Origin of the sequence: Priestia sp. LL-8, assembly GCF_036227845.1 — a bacterium.
Taxonomy (GTDB): Bacteria; Bacillota; Bacilli; order Bacillales; family Bacillaceae_H; genus Priestia; species Priestia zanthoxyli.
In genome coordinates, this window is the sequence record NZ_JAZAQH010000001.1 from 3,145,662 (window position 1) to 3,164,279 (window position 18,618).

General features: G+C 37.8%; 28 protein-coding genes. 15 read left to right on the forward strand and 13 right to left on the reverse strand.

Features of this window, described 5'->3' with window-relative positions; genetic code table 11:
- Positions 1-58 precede the first annotated feature (58 nt).
- From U9R83_RS16075 to U9R83_RS16100, 6 genes are all read right to left on the reverse strand, one after another.
- A complete protein-coding gene (locus tag U9R83_RS16075) occupies positions 59-223 on the reverse strand; it encodes a hypothetical protein (RefSeq protein WP_181903737.1) in 165 nt (54 codons plus the stop codon).
- Between the two features lie 490 nt (positions 224-713).
- A complete protein-coding gene (locus tag U9R83_RS16080) occupies positions 714-899 on the reverse strand; it encodes a hypothetical protein (RefSeq protein WP_014459286.1) in 186 nt (61 codons plus the stop codon).
- Between the two features lie 563 nt (positions 900-1,462).
- Positions 1,463-2,026, reverse strand: a complete 564-nt coding sequence (locus U9R83_RS16085; RefSeq protein WP_115654347.1) for an NAD(P)H-dependent oxidoreductase — start codon at positions 2,024-2,026, stop codon at positions 1,463-1,465.
- A 233-nt stretch (positions 2,027-2,259) separates the two neighbouring features.
- Entirely contained in the window at positions 2,260-2,820 is a 561-nt protein-coding gene (gene lepB / locus U9R83_RS16090; protein WP_060745332.1) for a signal peptidase I, read from the reverse strand.
- 86 nt (positions 2,821-2,906) lie between these two features.
- A complete protein-coding gene (locus U9R83_RS16095; protein WP_328575328.1) occupies positions 2,907-3,272 on the reverse strand; it encodes a nuclear transport factor 2 family protein in 366 nt (121 codons plus the stop codon).
- A gap of 101 nt (positions 3,273-3,373) precedes the next feature.
- On the reverse strand, positions 3,374-3,919 hold the full coding sequence (locus U9R83_RS16100; RefSeq protein WP_140451362.1) for a CBO0543 family protein: 546 nt from the start codon (positions 3,917-3,919) through the stop codon (positions 3,374-3,376).
- A gap of 265 nt (positions 3,920-4,184) precedes the next feature.
- Here U9R83_RS16100 and U9R83_RS16105 point away from each other — a divergent pair, with 265 nt between their 5' ends.
- A complete protein-coding gene (locus U9R83_RS16105; RefSeq protein ID WP_014459278.1) occupies positions 4,185-4,841 on the forward strand; it encodes a DUF975 family protein in 657 nt (218 codons plus the stop codon).
- A gap of 113 nt (positions 4,842-4,954) precedes the next feature.
- Entirely contained in the window at positions 4,955-5,368 is a 414-nt protein-coding gene (locus U9R83_RS16110; RefSeq protein ID WP_014459277.1) for a DUF1259 domain-containing protein, read from the forward strand.
- A gap of 107 nt (positions 5,369-5,475) precedes the next feature.
- Here the strand turns inward: U9R83_RS16110 and U9R83_RS16115 are convergent, their stop codons facing one another.
- The 3 genes from U9R83_RS16115 to U9R83_RS16125 form a co-directional block, all read right to left on the reverse strand.
- Positions 5,476-7,374 carry an endonuclease MutS2 gene (locus tag U9R83_RS16115; protein WP_328575329.1) on the reverse strand — a complete coding sequence of 633 codons (1,899 nt, stop codon included), beginning with the start codon at positions 7,372-7,374 and terminating at the stop codon, positions 5,476-5,478.
- 452 nt (positions 7,375-7,826) lie between these two features.
- Positions 7,827-8,156 carry an AzlD domain-containing protein gene (locus tag U9R83_RS16120; RefSeq protein ID WP_014459275.1) on the reverse strand — a complete coding sequence of 110 codons (330 nt, stop codon included), beginning with the start codon at positions 8,154-8,156 and terminating at the stop codon, positions 7,827-7,829.
- Positions 8,153-8,878, reverse strand: a complete 726-nt coding sequence (locus U9R83_RS16125; RefSeq protein ID WP_014459274.1) for an AzlC family ABC transporter permease — start codon at positions 8,876-8,878, stop codon at positions 8,153-8,155. Before U9R83_RS16125 ends, U9R83_RS16120 begins: the two co-directional genes overlap by 4 nt.
- Before the next feature lie 95 nt (positions 8,879-8,973).
- Between U9R83_RS16125 and U9R83_RS16130 the strand changes: the two genes are divergently transcribed.
- On the forward strand, positions 8,974-9,525 hold the full coding sequence (locus U9R83_RS16130; protein WP_014459273.1) for a helix-turn-helix domain-containing protein: 552 nt from the start codon (positions 8,974-8,976) through the stop codon (positions 9,523-9,525).
- A gap of 35 nt (positions 9,526-9,560) precedes the next feature.
- Here the strand turns inward: U9R83_RS16130 and U9R83_RS16135 are convergent, their stop codons facing one another.
- Together U9R83_RS16135 and U9R83_RS16140 are read right to left on the reverse strand one after the other, a co-directional pair.
- Positions 9,561-10,244 (reverse strand): TerC family protein, encoded by a 684-nt coding sequence (locus U9R83_RS16135; RefSeq protein ID WP_014459272.1) that lies wholly within the window; start codon positions 10,242-10,244, stop codon positions 9,561-9,563.
- Positions 10,245-10,516: 272 nt separating this feature from the next.
- Complete coding sequence (locus U9R83_RS16140; RefSeq protein WP_243556512.1) at positions 10,517-11,500, reverse strand: LacI family DNA-binding transcriptional regulator; 984 nt, start codon at positions 11,498-11,500, stop codon at positions 10,517-10,519.
- Positions 11,501-11,660: 160 nt separating this feature from the next.
- On the opposite strand from U9R83_RS16140, the gene U9R83_RS16145 reads away from it, so the two are divergent.
- Together U9R83_RS16145 and U9R83_RS16150 are read left to right on the forward strand one after the other, a co-directional pair.
- Positions 11,661-12,140: an RrF2 family transcriptional regulator gene (locus U9R83_RS16145; protein ID WP_013057917.1), complete on the forward strand. Its 480-nt coding sequence runs from the start codon at positions 11,661-11,663 to the stop codon at positions 12,138-12,140.
- Between the two features lie 18 nt (positions 12,141-12,158).
- A complete protein-coding gene (locus U9R83_RS16150; RefSeq protein ID WP_014459270.1) occupies positions 12,159-12,542 on the forward strand; it encodes a nuclear transport factor 2 family protein in 384 nt (127 codons plus the stop codon).
- Between the two features lie 36 nt (positions 12,543-12,578).
- On the opposite strand, the gene U9R83_RS16155 is transcribed toward U9R83_RS16150, so the two are convergent.
- Entirely contained in the window at positions 12,579-13,403 is an 825-nt protein-coding gene (locus tag U9R83_RS16155; RefSeq protein ID WP_243556510.1) for an SPL family radical SAM protein, read from the reverse strand.
- A 428-nt stretch (positions 13,404-13,831) separates the two neighbouring features.
- Between U9R83_RS16155 and gvpJ the strand changes: the two genes are divergently transcribed.
- The 10 genes from gvpJ (at position 13,832) to U9R83_RS16205 (ending at position 17,966) form a co-directional block, all read left to right on the forward strand.
- A complete protein-coding gene (gvpJ, locus tag U9R83_RS16160) occupies positions 13,832-14,110 on the forward strand; it encodes a gas vesicle protein GvpJ (RefSeq protein WP_014459267.1) in 279 nt (92 codons plus the stop codon).
- Positions 14,111-14,133: 23 nt separating this feature from the next.
- Positions 14,134-14,397, forward strand: a complete 264-nt coding sequence (locus U9R83_RS16165; protein ID WP_013057922.1) for a gas vesicle protein GvpO — start codon at positions 14,134-14,136, stop codon at positions 14,395-14,397.
- Positions 14,398-14,420: 23 nt separating this feature from the next.
- Complete coding sequence (locus U9R83_RS16170) at positions 14,421-15,191, forward strand: GvpL/GvpF family gas vesicle protein (protein WP_014459265.1); 771 nt, start codon at positions 14,421-14,423, stop codon at positions 15,189-15,191.
- Positions 15,188-15,445: a gas vesicle protein GvpG gene (locus U9R83_RS16175; RefSeq protein ID WP_328575330.1), complete on the forward strand. Its 258-nt coding sequence runs from the start codon at positions 15,188-15,190 to the stop codon at positions 15,443-15,445. Before U9R83_RS16170 ends, U9R83_RS16175 begins: the two co-directional genes overlap by 4 nt.
- 11 nt (positions 15,446-15,456) lie before the next feature.
- The gene (locus tag U9R83_RS16180) at positions 15,457-16,281 is read left to right on the forward strand and encodes a GvpL/GvpF family gas vesicle protein (RefSeq protein ID WP_014459263.1); all 825 of its coding nucleotides are present in this window, start codon (positions 15,457-15,459) and stop codon (positions 16,279-16,281) included.
- Complete coding sequence (locus U9R83_RS16185; RefSeq protein WP_116738816.1) at positions 16,278-16,529, forward strand: gas vesicle protein; 252 nt, start codon at positions 16,278-16,280, stop codon at positions 16,527-16,529. Before U9R83_RS16180 ends, U9R83_RS16185 begins: the two co-directional genes overlap by 4 nt.
- Entirely contained in the window at positions 16,519-16,803 is a 285-nt protein-coding gene (locus U9R83_RS16190; protein ID WP_013057927.1) for a gas vesicle protein K, read from the forward strand. Before U9R83_RS16185 ends, U9R83_RS16190 begins: the two co-directional genes overlap by 11 nt.
- Before the next feature lie 14 nt (positions 16,804-16,817).
- Complete coding sequence (locus U9R83_RS16195) at positions 16,818-17,135, forward strand: gas vesicle protein (protein WP_013057928.1); 318 nt, start codon at positions 16,818-16,820, stop codon at positions 17,133-17,135.
- 32 nt (positions 17,136-17,167) lie between these two features.
- Entirely contained in the window at positions 17,168-17,296 is a 129-nt protein-coding gene (locus tag U9R83_RS16200; RefSeq protein ID WP_014459261.1) for a hypothetical protein, read from the forward strand.
- A gap of 145 nt (positions 17,297-17,441) precedes the next feature.
- Positions 17,442-17,966 (forward strand): hypothetical protein, encoded by a 525-nt coding sequence (locus U9R83_RS16205; RefSeq protein WP_014459260.1) that lies wholly within the window; start codon positions 17,442-17,444, stop codon positions 17,964-17,966.
- A 137-nt stretch (positions 17,967-18,103) separates the two neighbouring features.
- Here the strand turns inward: U9R83_RS16205 and U9R83_RS16210 are convergent, their stop codons facing one another.
- Positions 18,104-18,544: a cell wall hydrolase gene (locus tag U9R83_RS16210; protein WP_014459259.1), complete on the reverse strand. Its 441-nt coding sequence runs from the start codon at positions 18,542-18,544 to the stop codon at positions 18,104-18,106.
- Positions 18,545-18,618: the final 74 nt, after the last annotated feature.

The following is an 18,618-nucleotide window of genomic DNA, read 5'->3' on the forward strand; positions in this document are numbered from 1 at the left end:
ACATGTCCAAACGCCAATACGTAAAAAAGCCTTTAGATGAGCTAAAGGCTTTTTTACATTAACGAGAAAGTGCGACCACCTTCTGATTTTCTACTCTCTCTTCAACAGGCTTTCTCATTTCTTTTTCCGTCCATATGCCAATGCGTTTTTGTCTTTTCCCAAGAGGCTGTTTTTCACATGCATAGCAAATTTCTGAAATATCATCAAAATGAGCTAACGACATCTTTATCCCTCCTTTTCTAAATATACACAGGCAAGTTAGTATGCTTTTTCCCTTATTTTCCAACGCTAAACTGCTTCATGTTGGATTTAAACAATTTATAAACAAATGGAATAAATAACTTCTACTTCATTATCATTTAGATTGTTTTATTTACATATAGGGGGGTAAACAAAAACTATCCCACCTCACACCCTGAAGTTTGAAACTGTCACGTAAGAAAGCTGCTTTATATAAAGCAGCTTTTTTATGTTTTTACTTTTCCTAGCTCCATACCTGATAAAATTTATATAACATCTAAAAAAGCATTCTCACAATTAAAATTGCTGCTTGATGTGCAGATCCTGTAAGTGCTCAGCAAGCTTATTTTCAAAAGATTCCAGTTAAACAAAAAACACCTGTAGCATTTAAAAAAAGATAAATGCTACAGGTGTTTGTGCATGAGTCATAATAACAGGCAGCGCTAACTCACATCTCTTTTACAAACATCGCGCTATGTTTTTGATACATCCCCGGTATTTGTTATAAAGCAAGTATGACAAATATCTTCAATGCCTGTACAACTGGTGATGATGTCTTTCTTTCCTTCTTTTTTAATAGAAGAAAGTTCTAGATTTACGAGCCGATCCGTCACAGGGCAATAGGCAACCCAACGTTTATTTTCTAGTCGTTCATCCATCCCATACCTTCACCTTCTTAGACTTTAAAGTAAAGATACGTGTAAGTACTGCTTCATAATTCATTTCATATCGGAGAACTATTTACTATACCCTTTCCTTAAACATCCAAAACATGATTTTTAAGGAAATCGTTTATATAATATATAAAAATTTTAAAAGCAGCAGTTCATTTTTTGTATCGGTGAATAGTATGCATGGATTCGTTAAAATCTTTTATGAGACGATAAGGCTTGCTCACTAACCTTATAGGAGCTCCAATTAAAAATTTATTTATATCTTTTTTATATTTTTTTGATACTCGGTTAGGTTTCGTAGAGACACGCTTATAAACCTCTTTATAAAACTCTTTCAAAACATCAACTTGAAATACCATTGTGCGATTGCATTCATGACATTCTACGCGCACAATTTTGCCGTTAATATAGGGAAGTTCCTCTTTACAACCGTTGCCATATAAATCGGCTTTGAATCCTCAGCTCCAATAATTAAGAGATACGATTTTTGCATCATAATGAATAAAAAAAACCGACTGTTTAGTCGGTTTTTTTGTAGAGATTGATTTTTAATGTCCCTCACCTATTCCAAATACTTCTGCTACGTGATTTTCTAATTTATGCTTGTAGTGATCAATGTTTGGATGTTTGACTACATCATGAATAGAGTAAGTTGGAAGTGGACTCATACCGACGTACTGATTCATTTTATGCAAATGCATAATGGCTTCGTCCAAACTTTTTCCTTCATAGAAAGCTTCGTCATTGTTAAAAATAGCTTCCGGCGCGTTCCACGTGAGAGAAAACATGTATTTTTTCCCCGTTAATAAGCCGCCTCGCCCGTATTGATTTGAGCCTTTAAAAAAAATGTTATCCATATACACGCGATCAATATATTGCTTAAACTTTCCGGGAATGCTGAACCAGTAAATAGGCGTCTGCATAATCACAACATCAGCCCATAGCCACTTTTCAATTTCTTCTTCTGCTTCGTAGCCTTTATCAACCACCGTTGTTTTAATGTCAAATTGATCAGTGAGTAAATGCTGCATTTCGTTAAAAATCGTCTGATTTAACTCTCCTTTTGACTTTTTATAATACTCGTGTCCATTAATGATTAATACGTTTTTCATGTTGACCTGCTCCTTTCCAAAATCCTTGCTTCTTTATCTTCATATATCTGTATACCCATAAAAATCACTTACCTATCAGTACCTACTCTTACTTTGAAGTAACATAAGGTCTAATTTACTAATTCTTTAGAAGATGTTTAACTCTCATAAAGCAAATCGTTTTTTAAAATCAGTTCTTTTAACCCAATAAAAAAGACTGGCGAATTAAATTTCGCCAGCCTTTTTCCCTTTTTTTATTTCGGTTCGCCTACTTCATTTAAAGGATAGTAGCGAAACTGCACTTTTCCGATAACTGATTTTTGTGGAATGAAGCCAAATGCTCGTCCATCATGGCTTACACGACGGTTGTCCCCCATGACAAACAGTGAATTTTTCGGTACCTTCACTTTGCCATCAGTTGCAGGCAGCGTTTGAAGCGTAAAATCTTCCGTGAATTTTTCATTAGGTGCAAGAGATTTTTTAGATTCTTTTAAATACGGCTCTTTATAAGCTTTGCCGTTAATATAGAGAACGTCGTTTTTCATTTCTACCGTATCTCCTGGCAGTCCAATTACACGTTTAATATAGTTTTCATCTGCATCCGGTGCATGAAATACAATCATATCAAAGCGATCGACATCACTGATTTTATTTAAAATAACGCGGTTTGAATCTTCAAACGTTGGATACATCGATTCACCGTGAACCGTAGTTGGCGCAAATAAAAAATGGCGGACTCCCACTACTATAACCAATGCAATAACAATGGACTTAATCCATGAAAACACTTCTTTTTTTACGTTATTTTTGCTCATCTCAAAACATCCCTTACGTCAAAATATACTTTCATCATAGCATCAAATAGAGGGAAAGTATAATAATAACCGAATAATCTTATTTATTAATCACCTTTTGTCACTGTGCCTTGATGGAAAAACAAACGCCACTTTTCTTCTCTTTTTCGCCAAATAGAACTGCGAAGCGTCTTTTCTTCTGCCGTATGGTTCATAAGATGATAGGTAGTTAATACGCAGTCAGGAGACAATACGTCTATATGAAAATGAGAGATTTCGAATACATCTGGCGATAGTGCATGATTGTGATTGTAGTCTTTTCGTTTCCATACCGTGCCCGAGCTGCCAAACTCCACGTAATCATCTGCTAGAATGTTTGAAAGCTCTTTAGCAGAGGTGCGTATTTCTGATTTTAAGTGACTGCATTCTAAATCATAAAATGTTTGAGTGATATTCTTTTTTTCCACTTTCATAGTCTCCTCTCATTCTTTCTTACATTCATTATAAAGGAATACTGCCGTTTTCACTTAAACAAATAATACTCCTATCTCAAATAGACAGGAGTATTATTTGTTTAGCTAACGCTATAGCCTCTCTTCTTACCTGCAATCCAATCGCTAATCATTTTCACGACGATTCCCATGACGAATACTGTAAGAAATGAATAAAACATCGACCAGTTCAGCAATTGGTACAAATACAGCGCTTTGAATATCGGAATGCCTATAAAAGTAATAACGGCAGACGTAATGATATGTGCGATAAAGAAAAATTTCCATTTGCTAAAGAATTGATAGACAAGTGCGATACTTACCGGAATAATAGCAAAGTCAACCGTATTGAAGCGATCTGTAAACGGAAGCATCTGGTGAGGGTAGCACCAAAGATTAAAAAATTTGCCGAATTCATCTACCAAACCGACTATGTCAAAGCTGATAAAAAAGACGAGCAGCATAAAAAAAAGACGCTGTCTATCAATGAAGAAGTAAAAAAGCAGCAGGAAAAGAGCATTTATTACCACTATGAGCCACCATTGAAAGCTAAAGAGATCTTGATGAACCCAATAAGAAAATTCCTTTTCGTTTAAGACTTGTTGCATCATTTTTAACATTTCAAACATAGAAATCCCTCCTATCTTAGAAAGTCTTTCCATCAGCGTTTTCCTTCATACTAAAATAAAGCATCGCACACAGTGCTTTTGTACCTCCTCCTTCTTCAAAAGCAGATTGTACCTATTTAGCGATTTCTATCTGTCTAGTAAAAATTTTTCACAGGAGCTTTGCTTTTCATCTCAGAACCTATTGACTATTATTTTCATTTCATACAAAATTAACAATTGTGCATGGTTTACATGTTAATACGAGCAAAAATGAAGGAGGAACAACATGAATATTAGTACAATTAAAAAAGAGGCTAAAGCTTCTTTAAAGAACCGCTGGGGACTGGCGATTCTACTGACGGTAGTGACGTACGGAGTCTACACGCTTCTACCTATTCCATTTGAAATTATGGCAAGCGGCGGCTATGACAATTGGATGAATGATGAATCTGATTCCGCCTCATGGATTTCAACTGCATTTGCTATCGCCTTTTCACCTCTTCTCATGGCGAACTACTGGGCATTTTTAGGTTTAGCACGAGGTGAATCTGTGCAATTGGGGCACTTGTTTAAAACATTCCAAGACTTCGGTCTTTATGTAAAATCACTAGGAATTTATGTACTTATGACTCTTTATGTGATGCTGTGGTCACTGCTTTTACTGATTCCTGGAATTATCAAAGCACTGGCATATTCACAAACGTACTATATTTGTAAAGACAATCCTACTTACTCGATGAATCAAGCGATTACAGAAAGCCGCAGGTTGATGAATGGTTACAAAGGACAGTACTTCCTGCTGCTGCTAAGCTTTCTTGGCTGGTTTTTATTAAGTATTATTACACTAGGAATCGGCTTTTTATGGTCTATTCCATACCTTTCTGCTTCACTTGCTCGTTTTTATGAAAATTTGTTAAACGAACGCTCATCGCATGGTGAATAATAAAAAATCCTCTTCATCGTGAAGGGGATTTTTTTATAAGAACACGGTTTGCATAAGTGAAGCTCTTATGTCATAAAGCTTACTAAGAGTATTGAAGAAAGGCAGGAGCTTATATGTATACTACAAGCGAGATTTGTCAGCAGTTTGGCCAGATTTTAAACGCTAAAAGCAAAGTTAGTCCAACCGGATGCTCCGTATCGCTTAAAAGAAATTTTCAAGCTTCTGTTCAAGGTCGGAAAAGCAGCTCTGTCGTTCCTGTTGGCGTATCATTTGAGGCGATAGACGCACAGGGAAATGCGCTAAACTTGGCTGAGATTGCTATTTTACAAGAAGAAATCCCTCTTTTTACAGAAGCTGCTGCGCGGCAAGGTCTTATCGTAAGCGCTTTGCATAACCATTGGCTTTTTACAGAACCGGTCCTTATGTATCTTCATATTCAATCTGTAGAGCCTCCTTTACATTTTGCGAAAAAAATGGCTTTTTGTTTTACAATGCTCAAGAGTCTTCCCGTTCCCACAAATGAATAATTTATTGAATGCATCTCTCAAATACACTAGGGCGGTAAAAGATGTTTTTTGAAAAGCTACATAAAAACAAAAGCCCAGCACTTTCCTACAAGTGTTGGGCTTTTGTTTTACCTATTTTTCCGTATATCTTTTTCAATTTTCCGCAATGCTTTTTTTGATCCTCGCTGCAGATCATGCTGCTCTTTTCGATCTTTATAGCTAATAAATAATGAATCGAGGTCATAGCCTTCGGGATATAATTCAGCAGCTTTGATTTCAAGAGCTACTCGCTTAACGTTTACTTCAATTAACTCATTCTGATAGAGTACGACTATATTGTTTGTGTTGTCTTTAGACTTATACACAATCGCATGATTTTCATAATCTAACAGCTTGACTCGATCTCCCATTTGGTATTCAACACGGTCTTTTTTCTTTTCCTTCAAAATAGTTGGTTTTTTTATTTTATTTTCTCTGACAACTTCTGTATCATACGATTTGCTTTCCATATAGAACTTTGCTTTTTGTAAAATCTCTTCTTCTACCTTCATTTTCTTTGAAATCCAAAGCGCATTGCTTTCACCAGATGTGCCAATTAACAGTTGATACAGCGGTTCTAATGTTTTACTGTTGAACTGCATTGCGGCATTCATAAAGTCAGGATGAATTTCTGAGAAACGCTTAATTTCTCCGTAATGCGTAGTCGCGACCGTTATGCAGCCCATATGATAAAACTTCTCTAAAATTGCAATCGCAAGTGCAGCTCCTTCATTCGGTTCGGTGCCGCTGCCAATTTCATCGAATAGGAGCAGCGTATTGTTCGTTGCTTTTTGCAAAATAGCCGATATATTTTTCATGTGTGAGGAAAAGGTGCTCAGCGCATTTTCAATACTTTGGTTGTCGCCGATATCGACAAAAATATGCTCAAACAATGCAATTTCTGTTCCTTCATCAGCTGTAATATGAAACCCTAACATTGTAGCGAGTGTCAGTAGCCCAATCGTTTTTAAGACAACGGTTTTTCCTCCTGCGTTAGGTCCCGTAATAATTAAGCTTCGATAATTCTTGCCAATTTCGAAGTGAAGCGGAACAATTTTACCAGTTAACAGCGGGTGATATGCGCCTTTTAAATGAATATATCCATAATCATTAATTTTAGGTTCAATTCCATCTACCTGTTTACTGTATTTTGCTTTGGCAAACACCATGTCGTATTGGCTAATTAGCTCTAAATTAATATGAATATCAGCTAGCTTCTCTAACACTAAACCTGTTAAAGACGCTAAAATTTGATATTCTTCTACCTCTTCTTCTGCTTTCAAAATCGCTAGTTCCGCATTCAGCTTTGTAATAGACGCCGGCTCTATGAACACTGTTGACCCTTTAGAAGATGTTTCAACAATCGTTCCTCCAACATGATTTTTATAGGATGCCTTGATCGGAATCGTATAGCGGTCTCCTTTCTTACTGATGAAGAAGTCTTGAATATACTCTTTGTTTTTACCGTTTCGTAAAAATTTCGCAAGCTGTTCTGAAATTTTAGCTTCCGTTCCTTCTATATGTCTTCTGATACGCTTAAGCTCTTTGCTTGCCGCAGCGTCTACTTTTCCGGCTTTGATCGCAAAATTAATTTCCTCTTCTATACTTGTCAGTTCTTTCATCGAATGGGCATAGGAACTTAAGAGCGAAGCAAAAAATTCTTTATCCACCATATATTGTTTTACTTTTCTACAGCCTTTTAAAAAATCGGATACGCGCATTAGCTCTTCGGGCTCTAAAATCATGCCTTTTTCAAGCTTTTCGATGACTCTTCCTATACCTGAGACACCTGATAGCGGAAGTGATTTCTCAGCATCTAGAAGTCTTCGTGCTTCCGTTGTTTCTTTAAGTCGGTTTTTTACTGTTTTAAGAGATGTGCTCGGCTGAAGTTTATCCATTAATTGTTTTCCCAGCTCACTTACGCAGTGAGATTTTACGATTTCTTTTAATTCCTGATACTGCAATTTTTCAAATGTCATCGTATTCATGGTTTTTCTCCTCACTATGATTTGTCATCACATATGAAGATACCTATTTATTAGAAGGCAATGAAAAAGGTAAATAAAAAAAGCTGTGGTGATCCCACAGCTTTTTGCGTTCATAAGGTGTCTAAACACATATCACAAAAGAAAGCTCTGTAAAAACAGACGCCTCTTTCGGGACAAATGCCGAACCCTTTATAAAGCATTGTAGGTATCTTCATAGGCAGTGAAATAAATTCATAAGCAAACAAAGGGTACCTTATTTTTTTAAAAAATACCCATCTTACTTATTCAATTTATTTCATTTAATTTTTCCTATTTAGATACTACTCCGCTCATAAAAGCACCTCATCTATATTTTAGTTTTCATTGGCTTCTAATTTACACTCTTATCATACTATATGAAAAAGCGTGCGTAAAGGAGACAGTAAAAAAGCTCAAGAGCATAACTTGAGCTTTCATGACCAAAGAAAAAAACGAAGCAGCGCCATCATTCCAACTCCGCTAATAACGGTGATGGATAAGCTTTTTGTTTTCAGGGCAATCAGTAAGGTTGGAATAACTACGATAATGACGGGCCAGTTAATCTTTACGCTGTCATTTGCTTGAATCATAAAGTTTTCTACAACAAGTGCGGTTAAAATACAAATAGGAATATAGGATAGCCATTTTAATACGGGTTCTGGCAGCGCGATGTTACGCACAACTAAAAACGGAACAATGCGAGGAACTACGGTAACAAGGGCACACCCTAAAATAATGATGAGTGTTGGGTAGTGGATACTCATTTATCCGTCACCACCCCAATTGTCGCTACAATAATCGTTGAAATCAATACAGCCACATGTGAAGGTACGAAAAAAGACAGCACAATCATAATAATCGCCATATAAAGAATCAAACGTAAGTAATGATTAAGCTTTGAAGGTAACACGCTTTCGATTTGTAAAACAAGAAGAGCTAAAAACATAGCTGTTAAGGCAAAATCAAACCCAAAGGCTTCTGGATTTGATAGCAAATGACCAAAAATAGCTCCTGCCGTACAGGCAATAATCCAGCTGACGTAAGCCGTTATATTTAATCCGTTCATCCAGCGGTCATTAATTGGCTCACCTTTTGCAATTTTACTTGAAGACACCCCAAATGATTCATCTGTCAGAAGCGCTCCAATTCCAACATTTTTTAATAACGAATATTTTGTAAATTCAGGCGCTACCGTAGCGCTCAAAAGAAAGTGTCGTAAGTTTACAATAAATGTTGTGAGAATAATAGCTGAAATCGAGCTGTTGGCAACCATCAGCGCACAAATGATAAACTGAGCAGCCCCCGCATACACGAGCGCTGATAATAAAGTAACTTCCATTACGGAAAGATGCGAGGATACTCCAACAATTCCAGCTGCAAGCCCTATGCTTATGTAGCCGAGTAGCGTGGGGACACAATCCTTAGCCCCTTGTCTGAACGTTAACTCCCCTTTTTCTCTTTGCTGTACAGCTTTTTCTGCAATCACCGTACTCCCTCCTTTTCTGCTATATTATACATCTATACGTTATATTAAACAACGGTATGTTATACTATCTTTATAATAATTAAAGGAGTACAACAATGGACGCAATTCAAGATATTATTGCTAAAAATCTTGTTAAATTACGAAAAAATCGAAATTTGACGCTTGATCAAGTTTCCGAATTAACGGGTGTTAGTAAAGCAATGCTTGCACAAATTGAAAAAGGTAAATCCAGCCCTACGGTTACCACACTTTGGAAAATCGCCAACGGCCTTCAAGTCTCTTTTTCTGTATTTATGAAAGAAGACGCCCCGGATGTGCAGAAAGTAAGCATAAAACAGCTAGACCCCATCACGGACAACAAAGGTGATTACTTAGTGTATTCTTTTTTTCCTTATCATCCGGAAAAAAAGTTTGAAATTTATATCGTCACATTAAAGCCTGGATGTGTGCACGAAGCGAAAACGCATTTAGGAGATGAATACTTACTTATTAAAGAAGGCAAATTAACGGTTCGTTTTGAAAATGAAGAACATGAATTAGTCTCAGGAGACGCTCTGCACTTTTCAGGAAATACCTCTCACAGCTATATCAATTCTTCTGAAAAAGAAGCAAGCTTTTTTCTGCTTATGCACTACCCCGAATCATAAAAAAAGAGCGTACGGATGATCCGTACGCTCTTTTTTTATGCTGCGTGGGCTTGTTCTTTTTTCATTTTTTTGTTTTTCATGTACCCAATGCCTACAACTGCAACGGTTAAGATGATTTGAACAGCAAGATGTAGAGCTGTACTTGGAACAAATCCGCCGATAATTTTATCTTCAACAATCATTTTTCCAGCAGACCATGCAAGCATCGCTGCTCCAGCGTAAATGATAATCGGAAATTTTTCCATTGCTTTCATAATAAAGCTGCTTCCCCAAATAATAATTGGAATTGAAATTAATACACCAATCATAATTGGCACAAATTCGTGTGCTACACCAGCTAGAGCTAATACGTTATCTAATGACATAACCGCATCTGCGATAATGATCGTTTTAACCGCGCTCCATACCGTTGCTCCACCTTGAGGATTGTCGCCGTGATCGTGATTGTCCGCTAATAATTTATATGCAATCCATACTAGCATTAAACCGCCGACCGCTCCGATTAATGGAATTTTCAATAAAGGGACAATAATAGCCGCAAATAATAATCGAAGACCAATCGCGCCGCCTGTTCCAATTAAAATCGCTCTTTTTTGTAAATCTTTTGGTACGTTACGAGCCGCCATTGCAATAACAATTGCGTTATCCCCGCTTAAAATTAAATCAAGAAAAATAATTTGCAGCAAACCCTGCACTGATACGCCAATTAGTTCCTCCATAGTTACCTCCACCTTCTCTTTTTATGTAACGTTTCTCCTTCAAATGTGCGAGTCTTTTCCTCCCTTTTTATAATTGAATACAAAAAAGACCCTTACCAAATAAGCGGTAAAGGTCTTGCTAGCAACATAATGTCGCCAACAAAGCCGAGAGATAATCTCTGTAATGACGACTTTGCTGTTAAAGCTACTCCCCTTTAGGAGATACGTTCAATTATTTGTTTGTATTTACACCACTTATACTATAGCATCTCCTACATTCTGTCAATCGTTTTTTATGTAAAACGATTGTCAACGCTTTCTCTTTCAATCAATTCATAGTTCGAAAGTGTAAGCTTTTCGACTTCTTCTCCGTTGACTAGCTTAATAATTCGCTGTGCCCCCATTTGTCCCGCTTCTTTATAGTAATATTTTACGGTTGTTAAGCTCGGATGAATCACACCTGTAATTTCATAGCCTCCAAAGCCGGTAATCGATACGTCTTCAGGAACGCGCAGTCCGTTTAAATAAGCGGCCTTTAACGTGCCAAGCGCAATGTTATCAGTCGCACATACAATCACGGATGGGTTAAATTCTTTCATCACTGCCGTAGCTGCTCCGATTGCATCGCTCATGTTAAAGCTTGTTTGATAACAGCGGATTTCGCAATCGCTGTCTTTAAGACCGTCCTTTACGCCTTCTTTTCGCTTTACACCTACAGCTATGTCTTTTTCGGTTACGCCTAAAAAAGCAATTTTTTTATGCCCTTTTTCCCCTATGTACCTTCCAATGTCGCATGCAGCCTCGTAATCTTGGTGAATTAAGCTGTGGACTTCTTTATGCTCCTGTCCAATTAGCAAAACAGGAATTGAAATCGTACGGAACGCTTCCAAATGAGCTTTCGTGATTTGAACGGCAAGCAAAATAATACCGGCTACCTTCTGTTTAGCCAGCGTATAAATATTTTCAATTTCTCTTTCTAAATCTTGATTAGAATTGGAAACAATCATTTGGTAGTGGTGGTCTCTAAGTTCTTGATCAATACCATCTAATGTGCGGGAAGTCGCAAAAGAACCCATACGCGGAACAATGACACCGATGATATTTGTTTTTTTCGCTTTTAAGCTTTGAGCAAAAGCATTTGGGCTATAGTTTGTTTCTTTAATAATTCCTTCAATTTTTCGTTTCGTTGCATCGCTCACAGACCCTCCGTTAAGGTAGCGGGATACAGTGCTTTTTGCTACTCCTGCAAGCCGAGCGATATCTGCAATAGTTGTCATTCTCTCATCTCCGTATTTTGTTGCTGTTTCTTTCACAGTATACACGAATATCACGTGCATATTAAGTAACTGCTTTACTTTTTGATTCATAAGCGTTATGATGTGTACAACGTGGATAATAATTATCCACGTTGTACACATATAGCGGGAGATGATGTTTTTGCATATGAAAACAGGCGTTGAGCAATCGGTGTATGCCATTTTGCTCCTTACGTTTTTACCTGAGAAAGCGGTGCTTCCAGGAGATGTCATCAGCACTCAGCTTGGGGGTTCGCCTACGTATTTTCAAAAGCTTCTTCGTAAGCTGGTTAGCGCTGATTTACTTGCTTCAGTTCCTGGTAGCAAAGGTGGATTTCGCTTAAAGAAAACGCCGGAAGAAATCCGAATTTATGACGTATACGTAGCCATTGAAGGCAAGCAGTCTCTTTACTCATCAAGCGGTATTTTTCACGATATGCTTAATTTAAAAGACAAAGATATTTGCTTGTTATCCGATTTAATGGAAGAAGCTGAATCTTCATGGCAGTCCATTTTAAAACGGCAAACCATTGCTACGCTCACAAATGAAATTCACAAAAAATGTCCAAAAGAAAACCTGGACATGCTAAAAGCAACAGTAGAAGAAAAAATGGTGCTGTAGCACCCAAAGGAGATCATCATGGAAAACTTAAATAGATATTTTGATTTATTCGATCAATCACGTACAAGCGAACAAGCATTTGAAGAATTGGTGAGCCTTTTTTCAGACGATATCGTATTTGTCTTAAATGGCCACGAAAAGCAAGGCATTGAAAACTGGAAGCTGTTTGTGAAAATGGTTTTTAAAGAAAATGCTGATATTAAGCATATGTTTGAAGGGTGGAAAGCAGTTGAAGGTACGGACATGTTTGAAACGCCTTGGGCAGTATGCGGAAAACGTGCATCTGGTAGCGTATTTACTCAAACGGGAAAAGATATTGCTAAACTAGATGACAGCGGGAAAATCAGCTATTTAGAAAACGTGCCAGACGATACAAACATGTTTGATACGTATAAAAATTAATATAAAAAAAGAAGAGCTTTACTGGCTCTTCTTTTTTTACGGGGCAAATCCCTCTTGAGAAAGATAAATCATCGAAGACGGATAAAATTTTTCAAAATAACGAATGGCTTTGATATGAATGTCTTTGTCATACCAATCTAGGAAACCGTGCTGATCAAATAGTTCCGGCATCCCTAGCCTTTTAGACGTTTTACCTAAGGAACCGTCTCCCAAGTACAACGTATCAATGCAAATCCGGTCCATCGTTCCGTCTATTCTTTTAGGAAATTCAGGTGTGAAAGGAAGCATTGGAGCAATCGTTACCTGCGTTGAAATTCCGCTTTCTTTTACTTCTTTCAACGCATTCATACGAAGTTTCATCCCCGGAGCATAAGGAGAAAAAATTTGTTTTACATCTTCTCGGTCCGTTTCAACAGTCATCGATACGCGAAGATCACACACTTTTTGAAGCTCTAAAAGCAAATCAATATCTCTCGTCACAAGGGGCGACCTTGTTTGAATCAATAAGAAATCAGGTGGATGATTGATCATCGTTTCTAAAAGGGCGCGCGTGATGCCTGCTTTACGCTCAGCCGGCTGATATGGGTCTGTCGCTGAAGACATAAAGATGCGCACCGGCTGCTCTTTTTTTCGCAGTTTTTGTATTTCTTTTTGATAGACTTCAGCTGCGTTGACTTTCAGCTCTAGCCATGTCCCCCACTCCATCTCTTTAAAACGCTGAATTGGCAGTTCTCGCACGTAGCAAAATTTGCAGGAAAATGCACATCCGGCATACGGATTTAAACTGTGAGTATAACCTGAAGCCAAAAAGCCGGTTGCTTTTGTTAAAATGCTTCTCGAAATGACGTCTTTTTCGTTCACCTTTCTCACCTCTTTTTCCAATCAGTATATCAAGCTCACAAATGAAAAAACTACTTTCCCAGTGGAAAGTAGTTTTTCAACTCATCAACTTTGATTTTCTTCCTTTTCACTCGTCGTTTCAAATAAAGAAGTTAAATATGAATTTAACTCAAATTGGTCCTTTTCAATAAAATCAGATAATACCGGCTGCTCTTCTTTTCTCATCTTTCTCCACTCCTTTTGTTTTTTATGTATGTGTTTTCATTCATCAATGGATAAAAGTAATGTACTTAACTCTACCCGTATCTAAACAAAAATAATCATGGTATTTTATACTATTTTTACATTTATGCACGTTTTATTTGTATATTTTTTACAATATCACGCACATTAATAGCAAGATTAGCAAACGTATATATTTCACTATGCAATATGAGAGGATTTTCATCATGACGATTAACAAATCAAACGATTGTTCTAGTCTAGCTGAAGTAGTTGACCGCATCTTAGATAAGGGCGTGGTAATTGACGTATTCGCTCGTATTTCCGTTATTGGCATTGAATTAATTACCATCGAAGCTAGAATCGTGATTGCCAGTGTGGACACATGGCTGAGGTACGCCGAAGCAGTTCGGCTGCTTCATAATGAAAGAGAAGATTTTCTTTCTTCGAATAACAGTGGAAAGAAACTTGAGCAGCTGAACCTTTTGCAAGACTTAGATTTATAAACTCATAAAGGTGGATTAGAGAAGTGAAAGTAGCCGAAATCATGGAATCCGTGACTGATTTTTTTAAAGAACACGTCGCTCCTCCTCACCGAATTATTTCGTATGAATCGATTCAAAATGGAGGATGGAAAATAACACTTGAAGCATTCGAAGAACAGGAGTATATGAGGCGCTATGCAAAAGATGAACTGCTCGGTATTTATGAAGTGCTGGTCAATAAGCAGCATAACATCACGTCTTTTTCACGCACCAGCCTGCGCTATCGAAGCTCTCCAGCAGAGAAGTAAGCTGATTACTTTAATGGAAAGGAATGAAACAAAAATCGATGAGTGAAGAAACGGGCATTTATATTTTTTGCAGCATTCCCGCCACCGAGGCACATACATTTGGCAGCGTCACAATTGATCATCAAGAAAGAGCTACTTTTACCATTCACTACAGAGATGCAGCTATAGTGGCCGCTGCCTTTCCTCTTAAAATTTATCACCCTACAAAAGAGAATGTCACAGCGCATCAGCAGGTGATTTCCAAAGTAATGAATGAGCATGATTCCGTTATTCCCATCAGCTTTGGCAACGTGTTTCATAGTCAACAAGATGTTGAAATGCTGTTAGAAAACTTATATCCACAGTTCGCCTCCCTTTTCCCACAGTTAAAAGGAAAAATAGAAGTCGGACTAAAAGTAATTGGGAAACCGGACTGGCTGAAACAAAAAGTGAATCAAGATTCTTCTTTGCAGCAAGTACGAAACCCGCGTTCTGCCAGTGCTGATTTTTATAAACAAATTGCGCACGGAGAAACAGCTCAGAAATTCTTTTTAAAGCTTCAGCACGACTGTAAAAAAGAGCTGTATCAACATTTAGAACCGATAGCTGAAGCGTCTAAACTTAACGCTCCTATTGTTGAAACGATGCTTTTGAACGCTTCTTTTTTAATTGACCGAGAAAAAGAAGCAGCGTTTGATGAACGTGTAAATGATCTGTATGAAAAATGGAAGCACAAAGCCGATTTTAAATATTCCGGACCGTGGGCTGCTTATAACTTTATCAATATTCAATTAAAAGTAGAAGAGAATGTATGATTCATAAACTGCTGCTGTCTCCTGTCACGCTCATTGTAAAAGTCGGACAGAAAATCAAGGAAGAAGCGGATAAAGAACTTTACGATGTCTCTTTTATTCAGCAAAAAATCGTTCATCTTCAAATGATGTATGAGCTTGGAGAAATACCAGAAGATGCATATATGGAAAAAGAAAAAGAACTGCTGCTGAGGTATGAAGCAGCAAAAGAATATGAATTAAAAAGATGGGAATCAATGACGAAGAAACCAAAGTGAGGTTAAGAGAGATGGAAAAGCTCATTTATTTATATGGTCTAGTTCCAACCGAAGAAGCTAAGGAAATGCCCTTTCCTTCACTTGAAGGCATGGATCAGCACAACCCTATCTATGCTCTTTGCTTTGATGATATTACCGCATTTGTATGCGACTTGCCAAGCGATGAGTATTCGGAAGAAATACTGAAAGAAAAGATCGAGCACGATACGAAATGGCTGCAGGACAAAGCCATGCATCACCATGAGACGCTTCTTTTCTTACAAAGTCACTACACGCTTCTTCCCATGAAATTTTGTACGGTCTACAAAAGCAAGGAAAGCTGTCGAGAAAGTATTGTCAATAATAAAGAAAAAACCCTCTCTTCTCTTCAGCTTTTAAAAAGATCTGAAGAATGGAATATAAAAGTGTATGCCCATACGAATTCTTTAAAGAAGTATTTGCTAACGAACAATGAAACGATTCAAAAGAAAAAAGAAGAAATAACTACGTTGTCTCCGGGCAGGCAGTTTTTCGAACGTAAAAAGATAGAAAGGCTGATTGAAGAAGAAACAGAAAAAGAACAGCTTTCGCTTTGTGATCACTTGCACAGTGAGATAAGTCCTTACGCCGCTTATCATAAAATCAAAAATAACTGGAGTCAAAAAATAACCGGCGAGAGCTACAGCATGTGCTGGAACAGCATCTACCTTCTTTCAAAAAACAATGTGGAATCGTTTTTAAAAGCCATCAGCGATAAGCAAACGTTTTACAAAAACATGGGACTGAATATCGAAGTAACAGGACCATGGCCTGCTTATCATATCGACACTCTGCGCTCGGAGAAAGATGCGGGATGACATCGCTGCGAAAACAAACGCTCGAGCAAAAAGACATCGCCCTCATTGATATATTAGATGTGATCCTCGATAAAGGAATTGCCATTAAAGGTGATGTATTGATTTCAATTGCCGGAATTGATTTAGTCTATCTTGATTTGCGGGTATTGATTTCTTCTGTAGAAACGCTGATAGGCTCTCCTGATCGTCAAGTCATTTCTTCTCAGCAGTTTGAACAGGAAACGGAGGCGTTGAGAAATGGAAAATAACCTCAAACGAAATGGTCGCATTGAGCTGAGTGCAGAAAATGCTGAACAAGGCCTAGCGCAGCTTGTTTTAACCGTCATTGAATTACTGCGGCAGCTCATCGAAAAACATGCGATTCGCCGAGTTGACAGCGGAAACCTGACGGACGCTCAAATCGAAGATCTGGGCGTGGCGTTGATGAAGTTAGAGAACAAAATGGAGGAGCTAAAATCAGTGTTTAACTTTACAAATGAAGATTTAAATATTGATCTAGGTCCCCTAGGAAAAGTGTTATAACAAGGAGTGAAAAAATGGCGGCGGAACATAACGGGCAGCTGGGCACTATTGTAGAAGTATTGGAAAAAGTATTAGATAAAGGTCTTGTTATTGCTGGAGATATTAAAGTGCAAATTGCTGATGTTGAACTCTTAACAATAAAAATCCGGCTGCTTGTCGCTTCTATTGATAAAGCAAGAGAAATTGGCATGGACTGGTGGGAAACAGACCCTTACCTATGTTCAAAAGCAAACCAGTCTTATCAAAAATTACAGGCGGAAAATGATAGTTTAACGCAGCAAGTGGCATCTTTAACGCAGCGAATTCAAGATGATTTGCTTTCGCTTGATTAACGGCTCACTTTATATAAGGAGGAATAACAAACATGAATTCTGAACAAAAATCTACGCTGTCTCCTGTTTCACAAGAGCAGCAAAGCCCCGATACTCAGCTAACGGAAAAAGAAGAGCGTATGCCGGAGTATACGCATACTTCGCTTAATCCAGACTCATAGAACGAAAAAAGAAATGCCTCGGCATTTCTTTTTTTTATACTTTTACGATTTTCTTCGTTGATTAGGACATTGGAACAAATAGAGGTAAATACAATGAATACGACGAATGAGTACCATTATCTATTAATGACAAAGGAGAACGTGCATGAATAAAAAAGTAGTGGGGTTCGTTTATGCTCTTTTAACGGTGATCATTTTAAGTGCCTGCAGTACCGAAGACGTTGCGACAAACAAGTCGGAGCCGCAAGTTTCTGTTTCTACTACAGTTAAACCGCTGACGAAAAAAGAATTTAGTGAAGTTGAAATATCCGAATTAACAAGCCCCTCTAAACAAGATTTTCGCAAAGTGCATGTGGTTCTTACATTACGCGGTACGGATTACCTGTCGAATATTCAAGTTAAGCTGCCTAATTATAAACAAGCTTTTAATAACATGAAAGACGATCAGCAAACAAGATATTGGTTTGGCAGCGGTGCAGATGAAGAGCAAGAAAATAAAAACATCTATACAAGAGAATTTGTCCTTTATACGAAAGGCTTAAACGATAAGCAAATGAAAGAAATTTTAGCAGCAGCTAAGGTAAAGACGTCCTGGATGGTAAAGGATACAAAAGCGAAGGATCAATCCGAATTTGCTGCTGGTAAAAACATAAAATTTGAAGCAAAATGAGAAACGCAGCAATTAGCAAAAGCCCCCTTTATGAAAAGAGGGCTTTCTTTCATTATATGAAGAACGACTACCTTGTCACCTGCAGCTAAAGTTTTTTAAGGTCAAACCTTTAGAATGCAGCATATCTCATAAGCTATCTAACCGTTATAAACGCTAGCGCACGTTCCTGGTTTTGGCTCATAGTAACAGTGATTTTTGTATTGACCAGAAGCGGGCTGACCGTACCAGGTTGGAGGGCATGGAGCGGATGGATTAAAGTACCACAAGGCATATTTCCCCGGGTGTTCTCTCCAATAATCCAAATTCTTTTTGGCTAACCTTTTTTCAACACTTCTTGCTCTTTGATAAAATACGTTCCCTTTTTGAACTGCTTCAAATGAATAGTTGCCTCCTTGCACCTGGTAAATAACTTGCGGAACTGATCTTAAATCTTTGAAATCTAAACAGTTTGCTTTAAGGCGATTTACAATGACATTTCCAACATACAGCATGCCTTGTTTTCCTTCGCCTTCAGCTTCTGCTCTCATCATCCTTGCCATTAAAGCAACATCTGAATCTCGATAACTTACTCTTGGCATTTTTTCACCCCAAAAATATACTATGAAAAAAGGACGCTCTTGATGTCACTGTCCCTAAAATAACAGAAGGTGGA

Bases quoted from the DNA above. Each gene is read 5' to 3' on its own strand.
- U9R83_RS16075 (WP_181903737.1), bottom strand. From the start codon at position 223: ATGTCGTTAGCTCATTTTGATGATATTTCAGAAATTTGCTATGCATGT.
- U9R83_RS16080 (WP_014459286.1), bottom strand. From the start codon at position 899: ATGGATGAACGACTAGAAAATAAACGTTGGGTTGCCTATTGCCCTGTG.
- U9R83_RS16085 (WP_115654347.1), bottom strand. From the start codon at position 2,026: ATGAAAAACGTATTAATCATTAATGGACACGAGTATTATAAAAAGTCA.
- lepB (WP_060745332.1), bottom strand. From the start codon at position 2,820: ATGAGCAAAAATAACGTAAAAAAAGAAGTGTTTTCATGGATTAAGTCC.
- U9R83_RS16095 (WP_328575328.1), bottom strand. From the start codon at position 3,272: ATGAAAGTGGAAAAAAAGAATATCACTCAAACATTTTATGATTTAGAA.
- U9R83_RS16100 (WP_140451362.1), bottom strand. From the start codon at position 3,919: ATGTTTGAAATGTTAAAAATGATGCAACAAGTCTTAAACGAAAAGGAA.
- U9R83_RS16105 (WP_014459278.1), top strand. From the start codon at position 4,185: ATGAATATTAGTACAATTAAAAAAGAGGCTAAAGCTTCTTTAAAGAAC.
- U9R83_RS16110 (WP_014459277.1), top strand. From the start codon at position 4,955: ATGTATACTACAAGCGAGATTTGTCAGCAGTTTGGCCAGATTTTAAAC.
- U9R83_RS16115 (WP_328575329.1), bottom strand. From the start codon at position 7,374: ATGAATACGATGACATTTGAAAAATTGCAGTATCAGGAATTAAAAGAA.
- U9R83_RS16120 (WP_014459275.1), bottom strand. From the start codon at position 8,156: ATGAGTATCCACTACCCAACACTCATCATTATTTTAGGGTGTGCCCTT.
- U9R83_RS16130 (WP_014459273.1), top strand. From the start codon at position 8,974: ATGGACGCAATTCAAGATATTATTGCTAAAAATCTTGTTAAATTACGA.
- U9R83_RS16135 (WP_014459272.1), bottom strand. From the start codon at position 10,244: ATGGAGGAACTAATTGGCGTATCAGTGCAGGGTTTGCTGCAAATTATT.
- U9R83_RS16140 (WP_243556512.1), bottom strand. From the start codon at position 11,500: ATGACAACTATTGCAGATATCGCTCGGCTTGCAGGAGTAGCAAAAAGC.
- U9R83_RS16150 (WP_014459270.1), top strand. From the start codon at position 12,159: ATGGAAAACTTAAATAGATATTTTGATTTATTCGATCAATCACGTACA.
- gvpJ (WP_014459267.1), top strand. From the start codon at position 13,832: ATGACGATTAACAAATCAAACGATTGTTCTAGTCTAGCTGAAGTAGTT.
- U9R83_RS16170 (WP_014459265.1), top strand. From the start codon at position 14,421: ATGAAACAAAAATCGATGAGTGAAGAAACGGGCATTTATATTTTTTGC.
- U9R83_RS16175 (WP_328575330.1), top strand. From the start codon at position 15,188: ATGATTCATAAACTGCTGCTGTCTCCTGTCACGCTCATTGTAAAAGTC.
- U9R83_RS16180 (WP_014459263.1), top strand. From the start codon at position 15,457: ATGGAAAAGCTCATTTATTTATATGGTCTAGTTCCAACCGAAGAAGCT.
- U9R83_RS16185 (WP_116738816.1), top strand. From the start codon at position 16,278: ATGACATCGCTGCGAAAACAAACGCTCGAGCAAAAAGACATCGCCCTC.
- U9R83_RS16190 (WP_013057927.1), top strand. From the start codon at position 16,519: ATGGAAAATAACCTCAAACGAAATGGTCGCATTGAGCTGAGTGCAGAA.
- U9R83_RS16195 (WP_013057928.1), top strand. From the start codon at position 16,818: ATGGCGGCGGAACATAACGGGCAGCTGGGCACTATTGTAGAAGTATTG.
- U9R83_RS16200 (WP_014459261.1), top strand. From the start codon at position 17,168: ATGAATTCTGAACAAAAATCTACGCTGTCTCCTGTTTCACAAGAGCAG.
- U9R83_RS16205 (WP_014459260.1), top strand. From the start codon at position 17,442: ATGAATAAAAAAGTAGTGGGGTTCGTTTATGCTCTTTTAACGGTGATC.
- U9R83_RS16210 (WP_014459259.1), bottom strand. From the start codon at position 18,544: ATGCCAAGAGTAAGTTATCGAGATTCAGATGTTGCTTTAATGGCAAGG.